Source organism: Roseateles sp. P5_E11 (genome assembly GCF_054049355.1).
The window spans coordinates 1-18,079 of record NZ_JBFUMO010000063.1; the positions used below are offsets into that span (position 1 = coordinate 1).

Here is an 18,079-nt window from a genome sequence, read left to right on the forward strand (position 1 = left end):
TTGTTGAAATTGCATCATATTCAGGCTCTCGACGCTCCGCCGCCATGGCTCGATAGTATCTCTCCGGATCAGTTCTGGCCCGCTCCAAAATTGATCGAAAAGCAGGCAAGTATGTCGGACGTTCTCCCACAGCTTCGCGCAGACGCTCAATATCCGTTTCGGAAAAAGCGCCCTGTTGATTTAGAGAAGTTAATTCTCCGTTTAGGAACACTCTAGGCAGACTGCCCGGCTCCTCCTTCAACAACTCAACTACGTCTCCACGCGAGGTAGAAACCGTTATGCGACGAAACTGCAAAAACGTGAATCTATTAAAATCCAGTTCTAGCAGGTTTGCGAGCAAGTGAAGAAGGGTCGTCTTTCCACGTCCATTTTTTCCATAAAGGACATTTAGCCCTGGAAAAAGCTCAATGTTAAAGTCAAACTGGTCATGCAAACCCTCGACTGAAACGCTGGCGATCGTTGGAGCTTGTTCCATTTCTTCCATCATTTAAAATTTTCGCGCCGCAATAGATTTGAACTTAGGCTGCTGCCTCCCTGACACATGGTGATCACCATCTGTCTGGAATGATCTTAGCTACTCATCAACGTCAGTACGCAGGTAAAGCTCAAAGTACCGCTAGGGGTTAACTACCTAACTAGCCAGCACCAGAGGTACTAGGCGGGTCGCGCGAGCTTTCGCCCCGAGAAGCAGCTGGCTGATCCGGCATAGCGCCAACGACCGACCCGTGCGGCACAACGTTGCAGCCTCAGGCAGCAGCGCATCCTCTCGCCACTCGCATCACCCCCTTCCGCACCTCCACCGTCCACAACACGCCACTCGTCATCCCCAAGCACACCGCCCACTGCTGCSRGCTCARCGGCGCSGTGCCGAAGGCCARGTTCAGCGGYGSGAAGTGAACCACCGCCACCKGCAGCAGCGTCGACAGCGCCACCGCGCCCCACAGCCAGCCGTTGACGAACAAGTTGCGAAACGCACTGGCCGTCTCCGACCGGACGTTGCAGCAGTTGAACAACTGTGCCAGCACCAGCACCGTGAACCATGCCGTGCGCGCGGTGGCGGGGTCGCCATCCCCGGGAATCGGGCCGCCGGGCAGGTAGAGGTCAATCGTTGCCAGCGCCAGCGCCAGGCCCGCCCGCACCACGCCCCACAGCATGGGCGCGTCAATGACGCGCCGGTTGGGCCCGCAGGGCTCCGGCAACGCTTCACCCCGTCACGCAGCCACCCCAAACAATTTGCCCACGCCCGCCGTGATCGCCATCGCCAGYGCGCCCCAGAACGTCACCCGCACGATGCCGCGTGCGATGGGGGCGCCTCCCGTGTAGGCCGCCAGGCCCCCCAGCAGCGCCAGAAAAAGCAGTGACGTGGCGCCAACGATCAGCACCAGGATCTGATGCGGCGCCAGCCAGGCGCTGAGCAGGGGCAGGCCTGCCCCGACCGTGAATGCGGCTGCCGATGCCCATGCCGCCTGCAAGGGCCTGGCGCCGACGGCCTCCGAGATGCCGAGTTCGTCGCGGGTGTGGGCGCCGAGCGCATCGGTGGCCATCAACTGCCGGGCGACCTGTTGCGCAAGTGCGGGGTATAGGAGCCTGTCGGGCTTTGGGTCGGGTGCGCTCCGGGGCAACGCGTCATTCGAGGCCGGCGCGCCGCAGCCTGGCGCGCAAGGCACTGATCTCCTCCAGCAGGTCGAGCACAAGGGCTGCGCCAGCGGTGCCGAGGGCGAGGTCGGCGTTCAGGCGCAAGGCCGTGCGCGTCGCGCGCAGCGATGGCCCCGTGAAGGCCCACTGCTGCGGCGCGTCGCCCTCGGGTTGCAGCACGCCTTCGTCGACCAGCGACAGCACCTGGGCCGGGCTCGCGCCGGCGGCCTGGCACAGGCCGCTCAGGCTGAAGACGATCTCTTCCTCGACGATGACAGCGTCGATCACATCACTTGAGTTGTCGGCCATGGTTGTCATCCTTCCTGCGCGACGCGCGGGTCATAGTCCGGAAACGCCGCCCGCAGCGCGGCATAGGCCGCCTGGGCCGCGTCGGAGTCCGCGCGCGGCAGCGTTAGCGTCAGCACGGCATACAGGTCACCCGGCGGCTTGGCCGGCAGGCCACGGCCCTTCWGGCGCAGCTTGCGGCCCTGGGTGGAGCCGGCGGGAATGGTGAGGTGCACCTCACCCGAGGGGGTGGGCGCTGCGACGGTGGCGCCCAGCGCGGCTTCCCAGGGAGACACCGGCAGGTCGACATACACGTCTCGGCCATCGATCCGGAACTGCGGGTGCGGCTTCAAGGCGATCTCCAGGTACAGGTCGCCCGCAGGTTCGCCGCCGTGGCCAGGGCCGCCCTGGCCCGCCAGGCGCAGGTGCTGCCCCTCGCGCACGCCGGGCGGAATGTTGACCTCCAGCTGGCGGTCATGCAGGGCGACATGCCCCTGGGCATCGGCCACCGGCACGCGCAGCGAGATCGTGCGGCGTGCACCGCGGTAGCTGTCTTCCAGGTCGATCATCACCTTGGCGTGGTGATCGCTGCCGGGCGCCTGCCGGCGGCCGCCTGCAGCGGGCCGTGCGCCCGGCCCACCGCGCCCGAAGATGGATTCGAAGAAGGCGCTGAAGTCCTCGGCGCTGGGCGCTTGCTGCCCGCCGGGCCCGGCGCCGCCCCGGCCGCTGAACTCGAAGCCGCTGTCCCAACCCGGCGGTGGCTCGAAGGTTTCGCCGCGCGCGTGGCGCTGGCTGATGTCGTCGTAGGCCGCACGGCGCTCGGGGTCGATCAGGGCTTCATGCGCCTCGGCCACATCCTTGAAGCGCGATTCGGCATCCGCCTCCTTGCTGACGTCGGGGTGGAACTTGCGTGCCAGCTTGCGGTAGGCCCGCTTGATCTCGTCCTGGGTGGCGTCTCGCTGCACCCCAAGCGTGGCGTAGTAGTCCTTGAATTCCATTGGGTTCCCCTGTGCGGTGTCGTCAGTTGGAGCCGGCTGGTACAGGCTCAGGCGTGGGTGCTTCAGCGTTGGATGCCTTGGCGACCAGCCTGGACAACTCGGCAAATCCGATCGGCGGCACGGTCAGCCAGGGCAGCGTGAAGAGGCGCCTGGCCAGGCCATGGGCCATGCGTTCCATCTGCTTGCGTTCGCCCGCCAGCCGCGCTTTCAGCAAGGGGTCGCGCGTTCCGGCCGCCAGCACGCTCTTGTTCAGCACCCAGGCATAGGGCTCGATGCCAGCGCGGCGCAGGTCGTCCTGCAGCGCAGCCGCCTGCGACACGGGCGTCACCTCCGGCAGCGTGACCAGGATGATCTTGGTATACGTGCCGTCCTGCAGCCGCATCAAGGGTGTCACCACCCGGGCCGCTCCCGGCCCCTCGAACTCCCGCATCATCTGGCGGTGATAGGCGCCGGTGGCGTCCATCAGCAGCATGGAATGGCCCGTGGGCGCGGTGTCGAGCACGACGAAGGCACTGCGGCCCTCGCTGACGATGCGCGAGAAGGCATGGAAGACGGCCACCTCTTCCGTGCAGGGCGATTGCAGGTCTTCCAGCAGCAGCGCCTGCTCGGCCGCGTCGAGCTTCGGTGACCTGGCCGCCATGATCTTGTCGATGTAGCGCTGCATCTCGACCTTGGGGTCGATGCGGCTGACGCTCAAACCGGGCACATCGCCGGCCAACGTCGAAGCCAGGTGGGCCGCCGGATCGGTGGTGCTGAGGTGCACGGTCTTGCCGCGCTCGACCAGCCCCAGGGCCAGCGCCGCCGCCACGGTCGTCTTGCCGACGCCGCCCTTGCCCATCACCATGATCAGCCCGTGCCCGGCGGTGGCCAGTTCGTCGGCCAGCGCGTCAAGACCTGGGAGCTTGCCGCTGGCTTCCACGACCGCAGCCATGGGCGGCGCGATCGGGCCGGCATCCAGGGTCAGCAGTGCGCGCAGCGCGGGGAGGCCGACCGTGTCGAAGGCCCGCAGCGGGACGCGGTCCTGCGGCAGTGCACGCAGCGATGCGGGCATCGCGTCCAGCGCCTGCTGCCCCAGGTCTTCGATGGCGCAGGCCACGGCGTCGCTGCGCTCACTGGCGTGGAACACGCCGTTGATAGCCAGCCGCTGGTTGTGCAAGCCCAGCTCATGCAGCTCGGCCGAGGTGTGCGCCGCTTCATTGATCGCGCCCTTGTCCGCCCGCGTCACCAGGATGACGGTGGTCTGGGCCGGGTCGCTCAGCGCTTCCAGCGCCGCCTTGAAGCGCTCCTCCTGCATCTTCAGCCCCGAATGCGGGCCCAGGCAGGAGGCGCCCCGGTCGTTGCCGTCGAGAAAGCCGCTCCAGGCCTTGGGCAGGCTCAGCAGCCGCAACGTGTGGCCGGTCGGCGCGGTGTCGAAGACGATGTGATCGAAGCGACCGTCCTTGTCGGACAGCAGCGCGGCGAACTCGTCGAACGAGGCAATCTCGGTGGTGCAGGCGCCGGACAGCTGCTCGCTCACCGTGGAGAGTTCGGCGTCACTGGCGCCAGCGCCCATCTGCGCCAGCACCCGCTGCCGGTAGGACTCGGCCGCCGTGTCGGGGTCGATGTTGAGCACGGACAGCCCCGGCGCGCCGGGCACCGGCGTTGGCGTGTTGCGCAGCTCGATGCCCAGCATCTCATCGAGGTTGGAGGCCGCATCGGTGCTCACCAGCAGCACCTTCTTGCCCCCGTCGGCCAGCGTCAGCGCGGCGGCGGTGGACAGCGAGGTCTTGCCGACGCCGCCCTTGCCGGTGAAGAACARGTGCCGTGTGGCCTGGGTCAGGAAGCTCGGCGCCTGCGCGGCCGGCATCAGCCAGGCTTGCACCTCGGCATGCGAGGGCAGCCCGCCGCTGTGCACGACCCGGCCGTCGATGACGACCGCCGGCGTCGCGCTGACGCCGTGACTCAGGATCGCATCGTGATCCTCGACCTTGATGATCTCGACCTCGACGCCCTGCTCCTTCGCCACCCGCTCGATCATCGCGATGGTGCTGCGGCATTTGCTGCAACCCGAACCTAGAACCATGATCTGCATTGGGACTCCTCGTGCTGGGCCGAAAGACTGTTCAACGTTTCAAATCAGGTCCAGCACATAACGCAGGGTTTCATGGTCAGACCCGGCCTTGTCGAGCCTGAACCCGCCCTGCGTCGCCAGCTCGCGCATGCCTACGTTCTCGCGCAGCACCAGCGCCACCAGGCGCTGCGTGCCGTGGCCTTGCAGGTAGCCCACCATCTTGTCCAGCAGCCGTTGCCCCAGGCCCTCCCCTTGCAGCTCGGTGGCCAGGACGATGGCGAACTCGGCCTCGACGTTGTCGGGATCGGCCACGGCGCGCACGACGCCTAGCGTGTGCTGCGTGCCGTCGGCCTGCGCCTCAATCACGACGAAAGCCATCTCGCGGTCGTAGTCGATCTGCACCAGGCGGGCCAGCTCGCTGCGCGGCAGTTCGCGCCGCATGCTGAAGAAGCGCAGGCGGATGTCCTCGGGTGCGAGCTGCCCGGCGAAGGCGAGGTGCCGCGCCTCGTCCTCGGGCCGGATCGGGCGCACCTGCAGCTGCCGGCCCTGCCACGTCCAGGTCTCGGCAAGTTCAGCCGGATAGGGCTGGATGGCGAAGCGCGATGTCCCGGCACTGGCCGCAGGGGTGACGCGCAGGCGGGCGTCCAGCGCAATGACGCCGTCGCCGTCGGCCAGCAGCGGGTTGATGTCCAGCTCGGCCAGCTCGGGCAGGTCGGCCAGCATTTGCGAGACGGTCACCAGCACGTCGCAGATGGCGTCCATGCGCGCGGGTGCATGGTCGCGGTAGCCGGCAAGCAGCTTGGCCACGCGTGTGCCGGCCACCAGCTCGCGGGCCAGCACGCGGTTCAGCGGCGGCAGGCCGATGGCGCGGTCGGCCATCACCTCCACCGCCGTGCCGCCCTGGCCGAACAGGATGACCGGGCCGAACACCGGGTCCACGCTGGCGCCGACGATCAGCTCCTGCGCATGCGGCCGGCTCACCATGGCCTGCACCGTGAAGCCGGCAATGCGTGCTAGCGGCTTGATCGAGCGCACCCGCGCCAGCATCTGCCGGGCGGCCAGCCGCAAGGCCGCGTCGTCGCTCAGGCCCAGCACCACGCCGCCCACGTCCGACTTGTGGCTGATGTCGGGCGACAGGATCTTCAGCGCGACCGGGTAGCCGATGGCGACTGCGGCTGTCACCGCTTCGTCAGCGGTGGGACCCACCGCGACCGTCGGCACGACCGGGATGCCATAGGCCTGCAGCACGGCCTTGGCCTCCAGCTCGTCGAGCATCTCGCGGCCATCGGCAAGCGCCGCCTCGACGACGGCGCGCGCCGCCGCGCGGTCCGCCGGCCCGGCCTCGCTGGCGGTGGGCGCCTCGGTGAGCAGCGCCTGGTTGCTGGCGTAGCGGGCCAGCATGGCGAACGCTCGCACAGCTTCCTCGGGCGTGTCGTAGCCGGCCACGCCCGCGCCTTCAAAGGTGCGCCGCGCCTCGGCCACGCCGGCGTCGCCCAGCCAGCAGCTCATCAGGCGACCGGCGGCCTCGCGGGCCAGTGGTGCGCAGGCAAGGGCGATGTCCTCGCTGCGCACGATGGCCGTCGGTGCGTGCATGAAGAGCACCGTGCCGGTGTCGGGGTCGTCGAGCAGCGCGCGCAGCGTGGCGGTGTAGCGCTCGACCGGCGCGTCGCCAATGATGTCGACGGGGTTGCCGTGCGACCAGGTGGGCGGCAGCACGGCGTCCAGCTTTGCGCGAAGCGCGTCACTCAGCGGTGGCAGGTCGACGCCGGCCAGCGCGGCCGCGTCGGCCGCCATGACACCGGCGCCGCCGCCGTTGGTCATCAGCGTCAGGCCGCGCTGTGGGCTGCCGCGGAAATGCGCCAGCGTTTCGGCCGCCATGAACAGGTCTTGCAGCGTATCCACGCGCAGCATGCCGGCGCGGCGGATTGCGGCGTCGATGACCACGTCCGACCCGGCCAGCGCGCCGGTGTGCGACGCGGCGGCCTGCAGGCCCTTGCCCGCGCGGCCGGCCTTGACGACGATGACCGGCTTGTTGCGCGCCGCCGCACGCGCCGCCGACATGAACTTGCGCGGCGACTCGATGGACTCGATGTAGAGCAGGATGGCCCGCGTGTGCGGGTCGCTGGCGAAGTGGTCGAGCAGGTCGCCGAAGTCCACATCGGCCCGCTCGCCCAGCGACACCATGTGCGAGAAGCCGATGCGACGCGAGCGCGCCCAGTCGAGCACCGCCGTGACCAGCGCGCCCGACTGCGACACGAAGGCGATGTCGCCGGGCAAGGCGTCGACATGGGCAAAGCTGGCGTTCAGGCCGATGCGCGGCGACAGCAGGCCCAGGCAGTTGGGGCCGAGCAGGCGCAGCAGATGCGGCCGGGCGGCGTCCAGCGCGGCCTGCTTCTGAACAGCGTTCAGGCCGGCGGTCATGACGATGGCGGCGCGCGTGCCCAGCTGGCCCAGCTCGGCGATGAGGCCGGGCACCGTATCCGGCGGGGTGCACAGCACGGCCAGGTCCGGCGCTTCGGTCAGGTCGCCGATGCGGCCTGCCAGCGCCACGCCGTCGAGCTCGGCGTGCTTGGGGTTGACGCCGAAAACACGGCCAGCAAACGTGCCGGCACGGAGGTTGCGCCAGACGGTCGCCCCGACGCTGCCGGGGCGGTTGGAGGCGCCGACCACCACGACCGAGCGCGGTGACAGAAGCTGGTCGAGGTGGCGGATGCTCATGCGGATGTCAGGGGGTAATCGCCACCTTGAGCACACCGTCGCGCTGGTGGCCGAACAGCTCGTAGGCCGCCTCGATGTCATCGAGCTTGAAGCGGTGCGTCACCATGGCCTCCAGGTTGACGCGCCGCGCGGCGATGACGGACATCAGCCGGCGCATGCGCTCCTTGCCGCCGGGGCAGAGGGTGGTGACGATCTTGTGGTCGCCCAGGCCTGCTGCAAAGGCGCCGAGCGGGATGGTCAGGTCGGTGGAGTAGACGCCCAGGCTGGACAGCGTGCCACCCGGCCGCAGCACGCGCAGGCAGGCCTCGAAGGTCTGCTGCGTGCCCAGGGCCTCGATGGCGACGTCGACGCCGCGGCCGTCGGTCAGGCGCATGATTTCTTCCACGGGGTCGACCTTGCTGGCGTCGATGACATGGTCGGCGCCCATCTGCGTGGCGATGGCCAGGCGGTTGGCCAGGCGGTCGACGCCGATGACCATGGACGCACCGCTGAGCTTGGCGCCGGCCGTGGCGCACAGGCCGATGGGGCCTTGCGCAAACACCGCCACCGTGTCGCCGATGCGCACGCCGGCACTCTCGGCCCCGCTGAAGCCGGTGGACATGATGTCGGGGCACATCAGCACCTGCTCGTCGGTCAGAGAGTCGGGCACCGGCGCCAGGTTGGCCATGGCGTCGGGCACCAGCACGTACTCGGCCTGGCAGCCGTCGATGGTGTTGCCGAACTTCCAGCCACCCATGGCCTTCCAGCCATGCGCGGTGCCGGCGCCGTCCTGCGAGCCGCAGCCGCACAGGCAGGCGGTGCTCCAGCCGCTGGGCGTGATGGCGCCGGCGATGACGCGCTGGCCCTCGCGGTAGCCGCGCACGCCCGAGCCGAGCTTCTCGATGACGCCCACGGGCTCGTGGCCGATGGTCAGGCCGCGCTCGACCGGGTACTCGCCCTTGAGGATGTGGATGTCGGTGCCGCAGATGGTCGTCGTGGTGACGCGGATCAGCGCGTCCTGCGGGCCGACATCGGGCATGGGCTTGTCATCCAGCACGATGCGCCCGGGCTCGACGAAGACAGCGGCTTTCATCATGGCCATGGGAAATCCTCCAAAAGGCGCTACGCGCCTGGAAGGTTCCATGACGTCAGGCCACCCTACTCCGAGGCCTTGCCCAGGTGCAGGGTGGGAGCGCCGTTGCAGGGTAGGACGCGAGGCCGGCGGCCGCTTTGCGCCAGATCAGTTCAGGCCCGCCTTGTCCAGGCCGAACATCTTGTCCGCCGAGCCCGGCACATTGCGCACCGCCACATTCATGCGGTTCCAGCCATTGATGGCGGCGACGCGCCAGGTCAGCTCGGACAGCTCTTCCGGGGAGAAATGCTCGCTGACCTCGGCATAGGCAGCGTCGGAAATGCCCTCGGCCGGGATGCGCGTCAGCAGCTCGGTCCAGGCCAGGGCGGCGCGCTCCTTGGGCGTGAACAGCGTCGACTCGCGCCAGATGGCGACGTGGTGCAGGCGCAGCTCGCGCTCGCCGTGCATCTTGGCCTGCTTGACGTGCATGTCCAGGCAGAAGGCGCAGCCGTTGAGCTGGGAGGCACGGATGTCGATCAGCACGGCCAGGGTCTTGTCCATGCGGAAGGCCATGCTGAAGTCCAGGTACTTCTTGGACAGGTCGGCGGACTGGCGGAAATAGTCGAGGCGGGCTTGGTGCGTGCTCATGGCAATGTCCTTGGATGTTGTGGGCCGACAAAATCGCCGGCCTCACACTCAAGACGGATCAGCCGCGGCGTTTGTGACACGCATCCGGATCCCGCTGAGCTTGTCGGGGTTGCGCTGGATATAGACGGCACCCACCTGGCCCGACTCAGCCGACGGTGCCAGCGCAATGGTCTGCACGAGTCGACCGCCGTTGCTGTCGTCGAGGATGAGCAGGCCCGGCAGGCCGTTGACGACCGCCGGCAACAGGCGCCAGGACCGGCTGGTGGGCAGTTGCGCGAAGCCGATGAAGGTGCGCGCGATCTGCGCACCGCCATGCAGGGGCTTGGGCACCGCGCTGACCTTGCCGCCGCCGTCGGCCATCAGCACGGCGTCCTCGCTGAGCAACTGGGCCAGGGCCGAGACGTCCTGGCTGCGCACGGCATCCATGAAGGCGTTGACGAGYCGATCGGCCTCCTCCTTGGCCACCTCGCGGCGCGCGTAGTCGGCCTTGATGTTCTTGCGCGCGCGGCTGATGAGCTGGCGGCAGGCGGCCTCGCTGCGGTCCAGGTGACGGCCGATCTCGTCGTAGTCGAGGTCGAACACGTCGTGCAGCAAAAAGGCCGCGCGCTCCAGCGGCGACAGGCGCTCCAGGGCCAGCATGAAGGCGATGGACACGTCCTGGGCGAACTCGGCCTGCTTCTCGGGGCCGGGGGCCCAGCCGAACAAGGCTTCGTCCTCCAGCATGGGCTCGGGCAGCCAGACGCCCACGTATTGCTCGCGCTGCACGGCGGCGGAGCGCAGCTTGTCCAGGCAGAGATTGGTCACCAGCCGCGACAGGAAGGCGCCCTCGTGCTGGATGGGGGCCGCATCCACCTCGGCCCAGCGCAGCCAGGCCTCCTGCACGATGTCCTCGGCCTCGGCACGCGAGCCGAGCATGCGGTAGGCCAGCGCGCGCAGGCGGCGCGCATGGTCACGGTCAAAGCGCAGGGCGCGGGCGGTGGGCGAGAGGTCGTCGGTCATGGCGGGAGTTTCGCGGTTCAACTCCCTCCTGACGGGACAGCCCCCACGTTTGTGACATCAGCGCGCGATCTCCACCGCCGCCAGCAGCATCCAGGCCGAGTGCGGCAGCCACTGCTCCACCCAGCGCCACTGCTCGCCGTCGGGCCCTGGTCCGAACGCAATATCCTCGCCCGTATCGCTGCCGACGGCGCCCGTGATGCCATTGGAGATGCCGCCGGCAAACATGTCGCCCGCGCTGGACGGTACGGCCGGCGGGTTGCGCTTGCCAAAGCCGTAGAGCATGGAGATGCCGTAGGGGTTGCGGCCCAGCGTCCAGTCGAGCTGGCTTTGCGCATAGCCGGCCCAGCCCTCGGGCATGCCGGTGCCGAGCTGGCGGCTGGCAACCGCCATGGCCGTGGTCAACGAGGCCAGGCGCGCACTCTCGCCCTGCCACCAATAGCCGGTCTCGTTCTTGTGCGGGATGAAGAAGCCCTCCATCACGGAGCCTTCTGCCTTGCCGTTCGGCGCGAGCTGGAAGGACTGGCGTGCATAGCCATAGGGGTTGGACACGCGCTGGGTGATGGCGATCTCATGCTTCAGTGCCGACGCGATGGCAGCGGTCGCGCGGCCGCGACGCGCCTCCTGGGTCTCGATGGCTAGATAGTGCGTGAGGCTCAGCACCGGCAGGCCGGCTTCGACCGCGTGGTAGTACGGCCGTGTGCCGCCATCGCTGATGAAGCCGCCGGCAGCGGTCTGGCGGCCCATCAGGCTCTCGGCGCGCAGCCGTGCCGCGTCGAGGAAGCGCGGCTCATGCGTCGCATTGAACAGTTCGACCGCGGCCATCAGCGCCGTGTAGTCGTCGATGATGTTCTCGATGCCATTGGCCGTGTACTGCGCATTGAACTGCTGCAGATGGTCGAAGGCCTTGACCGCGTCGGCCAGATAGGTCGCACCGTTGAACTCGCCCTGCCGACCCGATTGCTTCGCCAGCAGCGAGGCCCGCGCCAACGTCGCGATGGCCATGCCGCCCCCCGCGCGATAGGCCGAGCGGTAGAGCTGGGTGTATTTGCCGTCCTCGCCCTCGTAGCCGACGACCATGCGCTCGGCCTTCTCGTCGCCCCATTTGTCAAACACCGTCGTGTAGAAATAGCCCTCTGCGTCGAGGATGCGGTGCAGATAGTCGGCACCCCAGAAGGCCTCGTTCTCGGCGCGCTTGAGCAGGCCCGCGCGGCGGTAGAGGTCGGCCGAGGTGTGGGATGTATAGGCCAGCACCCAGGCCGCCATCGACGTCTGCTGCGGGTTGAAGAAGTTGGCGTAGCCGAGGTGGGACAAATACTTGCCCGTGTCGCCGCCGGCGTCCTTCCAGCCGCCGTGCACGTCGACGAAGCGGTCCGTCTCGAAGATGCGGATGCGGCTGTCGCCCTTGGCCGTATGGCGGCTGCGGTGGAAGTAGTCCAGCGTCTTGTCGGCAATCGTCGTGAAGAGAGCCTGGTCACGCACATGCACCGGTGCCGACAGCGCGCGCTTGCCACCCAACGTGGCTTCGACGCGATAGGCGCCCGCCTTCTCGATGGCCGAGAAGTCGACCTCGAAGTAGCGCTTGCCCGCCCCCCAGGCGGAGAACTCGGGCAAGGCCTTCAGTTCGCCCTGGGCGACGACCTTGCCACCGGCCAGCACGCGGTAGCGCCCGGCCTGGGCCGGGCCCGTGGACTCGACGACAGCCCTTTTGGGGCCGACGCGTTCCAGCGCCACCTGGTTGATCTGCACCAGCAGCGGATCGGTCGGCAACTTGACCGACACCGTCGTCACCGGCGCAGCCGCCTCGGCGGCCACGCACAGCGGCGCTGCGGCCACGAGGGCCGCTGCAATCAGGATTCGCTTCATTCCCATGCCATGTTCTTGGACCACTTGATGCCCGAGGTCGGGCATTTGCCGCTGTTGTCGGGGTAGCTGCTGTTGATGACCGAATTGACCGTGCTGACGCTGTTCATGGCCGGATTCTTCTTGTAGATGTCCAGGGCCATGCTGGCGCGCCAGCAGTTGCCCGCATCGTCGCCGAGGCTGCTGGACTTGAGCCAGCGGATGTACTGGTCGGTCAGGTAGGTGGCGAAGCAGGTCTCGGCGCTCAGGCTGCCGCAATTGCCAGCGTTCTTGACCGAGGTGAAGGCCGAGACGCTGCCAATCGAGCCGGTGTTGACCTGCACCTGGAAGGCCATGCCGACGAGGTTGTGTTTGTCGAAGGCCGTGAAGCCGATGCCCTTCAGGGCGCTCAGGACCGGCAGCAGCTTGTCGTTGTTGATGTGCGCGTAATGGCTCATCACATACTTGTCCTGCTGGTTGTCGAAGGCCGACTGCAGGGCCTTGCAGATCTTGGTCAGGGCCGCGCGCTTGGTGGAGTTGGAGCGGCTGAGGTTGGGATAGGGGTCGAGCCGCGAATCATCCGCCTTGAAGTTGGCGGCCGACACGCCGGTGACCTGCACGCCCCAGTTCTTCATGTCGGTGTTGGTCGCGCCGGTCTTGCCCAGCACATAGGGCGCGAAGGCGTTCTTGAAGTAGTCGGGGAAATCGCCCACCGTCGTCACACCGACCGGGCCGAAGGTGTCACCGCGGTAGTCGGAAATGCCTTGGCTGGCCTCGTAGTCCACCTCGCAATAGCGCCAGGGGCCGACGTCCTGGTAGTTGGTGGTGCCGTTCTCCGGGTAGGCGTCCATGCTGAGCACGGCCTGCCATTGGGCGACGGTCAGCTTGCGGTTCTTGTCGAAGACGTTGCCGTAGACCTTGGCGTCGCCCACGGGGATGACGCCGCTGGCCGCCGCCGGCTGGACGGCCGTCACCAGGGCCTGGCCGCTGGCGGTCTCGGTCTTGGTATAGAGCCAGCCGTCCTGCACATAGGCCGTGCTCTTGGCGGCATTGCTGCCGGCCGCATTGCCAGCCCCAATTGCGAGCGAAGACAGGCTCAACAGGGCGAGGGCCGCACACGAGCCGATCCGGAGTGATTGCATGTTTGCCTCAACGAAGTCTTGTGGCGATGGAAGAGCCACGGGTTGTGGATGCCCACGAGCAGCGCACGCACTGCCGGCGAGGAGCGCAACTTCACTGCTGGATGCGCCGGGCCAGACCTCGTCCCTCCAACGGGACTTCACGTCTCATGGGCGGCGAATGTAGGGCCGCCAAGCCGGCATCGTCAATATTTAAATCCAATGGTTGTATAAATTTATTTCAAGCGTGATCGACGCCGGAACCGCCGCCTCGGACAGAATCGCGGCCCGGGCACAGGCCCCACCTATCATGGGCACCACGAAAGCGCCGTCAGCACGCATGAGAACCACCGGCCGAGGAGCCACCCAACAGTCCAGCGCCCCCTTCAACCGCCGCGTGGTGCTGGACTTCATCCGCCAGCAAGGCGCCGCCTCGCGCAAGGACATCGCCGACATGGTGTCCCTGAGCCCGCAGACGGTGGCCAACATCACCAACGACCTGGAGGCCATCGGCCTCATCGTGTCGCGGCGCCAGAAGGTCGACAAATCGCGCGGCCAGCCGCCCATCGCCTTCGAGCTGAACCCGCAGGCTGGCAACGCCATCGGCATCAGCCTGGAGCCGGGCCGGGCCTCGGCGGCCCTCGTCAACCTGGTCGGCGAGATCCGCAGCCGCTGCGAGGTCGAGCTGGACACCGGCGACCGCCAGCAGATGCTGGCGTCCATGCTGCAGCTCGTGGCGCGCCTGCGCCGTGAATCGACCGAGCGCCTCTGGGGCATCGGCGTCGCCCTGCCCGGCCCGCTCGGCCATACCGACATCAGCTTCGTCGGCCCGACGGCGCTGGAAGGCTGGAACGACCTGTCCGTGCTGGACGAACTGCGCGAGACCACCGGCCTGCCTCTTTTCTACCGCGTCGACAGCGTTGCCGGCGCCCTGGGCGAGACGCTGTTCGGCGTCGCTCGCCATCTGGACGACTTCTTCTACCTGCACCTCGGCCTGGGCCTGGGCGGAGCCCTGGTCATCGGCCGCTCGGCCTACCCCGGCGCCGATGGCAATGCCACCGAGATCGGCCACGTGCCCATCGTGCCCGGCGGCACGCCCTGCTATTGCGGCAACCGCGGCTGCCTGGAGCGCTACGTCTCCATGCACTCCCTGGCCGAAGCCCTGGGCGTGAGCGACCACGATGTCTGGACCCTGGACCTCAGCGCACGCCTGCAGCAGCCCGCCGACGAGGCCCTGCATCGCTGGTGCCGCCAGGCCGCCGACCGCCTGCGCGACGCCGTCTGCATGATCGAGAACATGCTGGACCCGCGCTCCATCGTCATCGGCGGCTCCGCGCCCAAGGTGCTGGTGGAGCACCTCGTCGCCCTGGCCCTGCCCTGGCACCGCTCCGTGCGCGGCAGCATGGCGGCGCCCGAGACCCGCATCGTGCTGTCCGACCGCCAGGACGACTCCTCCATCCTCGGCGCCGCCGTGCTGCCCATCTACGAGATGCTGTCACCGCGCCTTGAAGTGCTGCAACAGGATCGCCGCGGCGAGCTCGATGTGGGCGAATTGCTGGGTCATCGCCCCGCCACCAAGCGAAGCGGATAAATATTTCAATCCATTGGATTTAATTATTGACACGACTTCCGATGGGCTCCTATAGTCGGCGCCCATGGACACGGATCGCGCCCTTTTCATCCCTCAGCTCAGCGTCGTCGGCGACGTTGGCGTCGACCTGGTTCTCGGCTCGCTGGAGGGCTGGCCCAGCATCGGCACCGAGCTGCTGATGCCGCGCAGCGAGCTGCGTGCCGGCGGCTCGGGCGCCAACGCGGCGCTGGCCGCCCGCCATATCGGCCAGGCCACCCACCTCATCTCCGCCGTCGGCAACGACCACTTCGGCCACTGGCTGGCCGAGCAGTTCAGCGGCATTCGCACCCACCTGGAAGTCTGCGACCGCGAGACCACCATCTCGGTCGGCCTGATGCACAGCTGCGGCGAGCGCAACTTCTTCACCACCCACGGCCATCTGCAGCAGCTGTCGGTGCAGCATGTGCTCAAGCACCTGCACGCCACGCCGGTGCCGTCCATCGCCCTCTTCACGGCGCCCTTCCTGCTGCCCCATCTGCGCGCCCGCTACGCCGACCTGTTGGCCGAAGCGGCCTCGCGCGGCTACCGCATCGCCCTGGACACCGGCTGGCCGCCCGAGGGCTGGGATCGCGACGAGGTGCTGGGCTGGCTGCCGCACTGCGACCACCTGCTCATCAACGAGCTGGAGGCGCGCAGCATTGCCGGCACCAAGGACCTGGACGATGCGCTGACGTTGATCGCCAAGGCGCTGAAGCCAGGGGCCAGCCTCGTCATCAAGGTCGGCGCCCGCGGCGCGCTGGGCATCGAGAATGGTCAGCGCGTGGTGTATGACACCGAGCCGGCCGACATCTTCGACACCATCGGCGCGGGTGACGCCTTCAATGCGGGCTACCTCTCTGCACGGTTGCGCGGTGGCGATCTTTCGGAAGGCATGGCCGCAGGTTGCCRCACGGCGCGGGCCATCCTGTCCCGCTTCCCGCGCAAGACCATCCGCGCCGGCGAATTCGCTGACTGCGTGGCCGTCTGAGCACCAAGCCATGAAACACCGCGCGCTGATCGTCGGCTACATCCTGCTGATCTGGTTCGTGATCTCCTTCGTCACCAACCTGATCGGCCCGCTGATGCCGATCATCATCCAGGACTTCAAGCTCAGCCTGGCGCTCGCGGGTTTCCTGCCCTTCTCCTTCTTCCTCGCCTACGGCCTGGTCTCGGTGCCCGGCGGCATGCTGGTCGAGGCGCGCGGACCGCGCTTCACCATCCTGATCGCCTTCCTGCTCAACCTCGCCGGGTCGCTGGCCATCGCGATGTGGCCCAGCTACGGCACGGCCATCGCCGGTCTCTTCGTCATCGGCCTGGGCATGGCCCTGCTGCAGGTCGTCATCAATCCGCTGCTGCGCACGGCAGGCGGCGAGGCCCATTTCGCCTTCTTCTCGGTGATGGGCCAGCTCGTCTTCGGCCTGGCGTCCTTCCTCAGCCCCTGGGCCTTCCAGCTGCTGATGGAGAGGCCCGGCGCGGCCGGCAGTTCCCTGGTGTGGGTCGCCTTCTACTGGATCTTCACGGCCGGCTTCGTCGCCCTCATCCTCGCCAACCAGACCCTGCCCCTGCCCCAGGTCGAGCTCAAGGACGACGAGCGCGCCGGCGGCTGGGCGGCCTACAAGGAGCTGCTGGCGCGGCGTGATGTGCGCCTCTTCTTCCTGGGCATCCTGGCCTATGTCGGCACCGAGCAGGTGCTGGCCAACTGGATGTCGCAGTTCCTGGCCACCTATCACGGCTTCTCGGCCACGGCCGAGGGGGCGGACGCCGTCGCCCGCTTCTGGGGCCTGATGTCCGTCGGCTGCCTGCTCGGCCTGGTGCTGCTGAAGCTGCTGGACTCACGCGTCGTGCTGGCCGGCTTCACCGTGCTGGCCATGGGCTGCGTCGGCATCGCGCTGTTCKGCCCGGCGGCCGCCTCGCTGTGGGCCTTCCCGGCCTCGGGCTTTTGCCTGTCGGTGATGTTCTCCATCGTCTTCTCGCTGGGCCTGAACTCCGTACCCCGCCACCACGGCGCCTTCTCGGGCGTGCTGTGCACCGGCATCCTCGGCGGCGCCGTCGTGCCGCTGCTGGTGGGCGTGCTCGGCGACGCCATCGGCCTGCGCGCCGCCATGACCACCGTCTTCCTGACCCTGGCCTACATCCTGAGCGTGAGCGCCTGGGCCAGGCCATTGGTGCGCAACGGGACCGTCTCGCTGGCGCAGTTGTTGTCCGGCACTAAACCAAAGCCCAGACCCGGGGCCTGACTTCCCGACTCAAACACGCCGTGGCTTTCGGGCCAGGACGGCGGCCGCCCATACACAGACACAAGGAGCCGAGAGCGATGAGAACGAACCGAGCTGGATACGCCAAGACCGTCACCGCAGCCGCCGTGAGCCTGCTGGCCGGCACCGCCTTTGYGCAAGAGACGGCCACGACAGACAAGGACACCGCCAGGAACGAGCTGCCCACCGTCACCGTCAGCGCGACGCGCGTCAACTCCAACCTGCTGAAGACGCCGGTCGCCGTCACCGCCATCACCCAGGAGGCGCTGAGCCGCGAGGGCATCCACGACGTGCGCGGCCTGTCCGGCACCGTGCCCAATCTGCAGATCTCCTCGGGCGCCGACTCCGGCATCCAGATCAACATCCGCGGCGTGGGCTCCACCAACTTCACCGAGATCGGTGACCCCGCGGTCGGCCTGCATGTCGGCGGCCTGTACTCGCCGCGGCCGCAAGGGGCGCTCGCGCTGATGTTCGACCTGGAGCAGGTGGAAGTGCTGCGCGGCCCGCAGGGCACGCTGTTCGGCCGCAACTCCACCGGCGGCAGCGTCAACATCATCCCGGCCAAGCCCGAGTTCGGCTCCACCTACGGCAATGTCGAAGCGGACTTCGGCAACTACCGCAAGCGCCAGGTCAACCTGATCCAGAACATCGCCGTCAACGACAAGTTCGCGCTGCGCGCCACCGTCAGCAAGGTCACGCGCGACGGCTGGATCAACCAGCAGCAGGACTTCTACGACGTCAACCTGCCGGCGCATGGCTTCGTCGCCGATGGCATCCCTGACGTGGACCAGCGCCGCAACACCCTGGTCTCCAAAAGCAAGTACTACTACAACCGCGACGAATGGGCGGCCCGCATCGCCGGCCGGCTCAAGCT

At 67.9% G+C, this 18,079-nt stretch carries 15 protein-coding genes and 1 pseudogene; 4 read left to right on the forward strand and 12 right to left on the reverse strand.

What is annotated here, in order from left to right; genetic code table 11:
- The 12 genes and pseudogenes from ACXJKR_RS07475 to ACXJKR_RS07530 form a co-directional block, all read right to left on the reverse strand.
- A partial coding sequence (locus ACXJKR_RS07475) for an ATP-binding protein (RefSeq protein WP_457322029.1) occupies positions 1 to 487 on the reverse strand: 487 nt, incomplete at its 3' end.
- A gap of 259 nt (positions 488 to 746) precedes the next feature.
- Positions 747 to 1,199, reverse strand: coding sequence for a cation transporting ATPase C-terminal domain-containing protein (locus ACXJKR_RS07480; RefSeq protein WP_457322031.1), 453 nt, complete (start codon positions 1,197 to 1,199; stop codon positions 747 to 749).
- Positions 1,200 to 1,211: 12 nt separating this feature from the next.
- A pseudogene (locus tag ACXJKR_RS07485) lies at positions 1,212 to 1,589 on the reverse strand (VIT1/CCC1 transporter family protein); the annotation flags it as partial.
- 37 nt (positions 1,590 to 1,626) lie between these two features.
- A complete protein-coding gene (locus ACXJKR_RS07490) occupies positions 1,627 to 1,944 on the reverse strand; it encodes a chaperone modulator CbpM (RefSeq protein WP_457322033.1) in 318 nt (105 codons plus the stop codon).
- Between the two features lie 5 nt (positions 1,945 to 1,949).
- Positions 1,950 to 2,918: a DnaJ C-terminal domain-containing protein gene (locus ACXJKR_RS07495; protein ID WP_457322035.1), complete on the reverse strand. Its 969-nt coding sequence runs from the start codon at positions 2,916 to 2,918 to the stop codon at positions 1,950 to 1,952.
- 22 nt (positions 2,919 to 2,940) lie between these two features.
- Positions 2,941 to 4,989, reverse strand: coding sequence for an arsenical pump-driving ATPase (gene arsA, locus ACXJKR_RS07500; RefSeq protein WP_457322037.1), 2,049 nt, complete (start codon positions 4,987 to 4,989; stop codon positions 2,941 to 2,943).
- Positions 4,990 to 5,028: 39 nt separating this feature from the next.
- On the reverse strand, positions 5,029 to 7,686 hold the full coding sequence (locus ACXJKR_RS07505; RefSeq protein WP_457322039.1) for a bifunctional acetate--CoA ligase family protein/GNAT family N-acetyltransferase: 2,658 nt from the start codon (positions 7,684 to 7,686) through the stop codon (positions 5,029 to 5,031).
- Positions 7,687 to 7,693: 7 nt separating this feature from the next.
- On the reverse strand, positions 7,694 to 8,767 hold the full coding sequence (locus ACXJKR_RS07510; RefSeq protein WP_457322041.1) for an NAD(P)-dependent alcohol dehydrogenase: 1,074 nt from the start codon (positions 8,765 to 8,767) through the stop codon (positions 7,694 to 7,696).
- 138 nt (positions 8,768 to 8,905) lie between these two features.
- The gene (locus ACXJKR_RS07515; protein WP_457322043.1) at positions 8,906 to 9,385 is read right to left on the reverse strand and encodes a carboxymuconolactone decarboxylase family protein; all 480 of its coding nucleotides are present in this window, start codon (positions 9,383 to 9,385) and stop codon (positions 8,906 to 8,908) included.
- A 48-nt stretch (positions 9,386 to 9,433) separates the two neighbouring features.
- Complete coding sequence (gene sigJ / locus ACXJKR_RS07520; protein ID WP_457322045.1) at positions 9,434 to 10,384, reverse strand: RNA polymerase sigma factor SigJ; 951 nt, start codon at positions 10,382 to 10,384, stop codon at positions 9,434 to 9,436.
- Positions 10,385 to 10,441: 57 nt separating this feature from the next.
- Positions 10,442 to 12,247, reverse strand: coding sequence for a glycoside hydrolase family 9 protein (locus ACXJKR_RS07525; RefSeq protein ID WP_457322047.1), 1,806 nt, complete (start codon positions 12,245 to 12,247; stop codon positions 10,442 to 10,444).
- Entirely contained in the window at positions 12,244 to 13,365 is a 1,122-nt protein-coding gene (locus ACXJKR_RS07530; RefSeq protein WP_457322049.1) for a hypothetical protein, read from the reverse strand. The genes ACXJKR_RS07525 and ACXJKR_RS07530 overlap by 4 nt, the downstream gene beginning before the upstream one ends.
- A gap of 316 nt (positions 13,366 to 13,681) precedes the next feature.
- On the opposite strand from ACXJKR_RS07530, the gene ACXJKR_RS07535 reads away from it, so the two are divergent.
- The 4 genes from ACXJKR_RS07535 to ACXJKR_RS07550 all read left to right on the forward strand — a co-directional run.
- Entirely contained in the window at positions 13,682 to 14,932 is a 1,251-nt protein-coding gene (locus ACXJKR_RS07535; protein ID WP_457322051.1) for an ROK family protein, read from the forward strand.
- A 64-nt stretch (positions 14,933 to 14,996) separates the two neighbouring features.
- Positions 14,997 to 15,938 (forward strand): carbohydrate kinase family protein, encoded by a 942-nt coding sequence (locus ACXJKR_RS07540; protein WP_457322053.1) that lies wholly within the window; start codon positions 14,997 to 14,999, stop codon positions 15,936 to 15,938.
- A 10-nt stretch (positions 15,939 to 15,948) separates the two neighbouring features.
- Positions 15,949 to 17,187: an MFS transporter gene (locus tag ACXJKR_RS07545; RefSeq protein WP_457322055.1), complete on the forward strand. Its 1,239-nt coding sequence runs from the start codon at positions 15,949 to 15,951 to the stop codon at positions 17,185 to 17,187.
- Positions 17,188 to 17,264: 77 nt separating this feature from the next.
- A partial coding sequence (locus ACXJKR_RS07550; protein ID WP_457322057.1) for a TonB-dependent receptor plug domain-containing protein occupies positions 17,265 to 18,079 on the forward strand: 815 nt, incomplete at its 3' end.

Coding starts and splice junctions, on each gene's coding strand:
- ACXJKR_RS07505 (WP_457322039.1), bottom strand. CDS start 7,686: ATGAGCATCCGCCACCTCGACCAGCTTCTGTCACCGCGCTCGGTCGTG.
- ACXJKR_RS07530 (WP_457322049.1), bottom strand. CDS start 13,365: ATGCAATCACTCCGGATCGGCTCGTGTGCGGCCCTCGCCCTGTTGAGC.
- ACXJKR_RS07490 (WP_457322033.1), bottom strand. CDS start 1,944: ATGGCCGACAACTCAAGTGATGTGATCGACGCTGTCATCGTCGAGGAA.
- ACXJKR_RS07510 (WP_457322041.1), bottom strand. CDS start 8,767: ATGGCCATGATGAAAGCCGCTGTCTTCGTCGAGCCCGGGCGCATCGTG.
- ACXJKR_RS07515 (WP_457322043.1), bottom strand. CDS start 9,385: ATGAGCACGCACCAAGCCCGCCTCGACTATTTCCGCCAGTCCGCCGAC.
- ACXJKR_RS07535 (WP_457322051.1), top strand. CDS start 13,682: ATGAGAACCACCGGCCGAGGAGCCACCCAACAGTCCAGCGCCCCCTTC.
- ACXJKR_RS07525 (WP_457322047.1), bottom strand. CDS start 12,247: ATGAAGCGAATCCTGATTGCAGCGGCCCTCGTGGCCGCAGCGCCGCTG.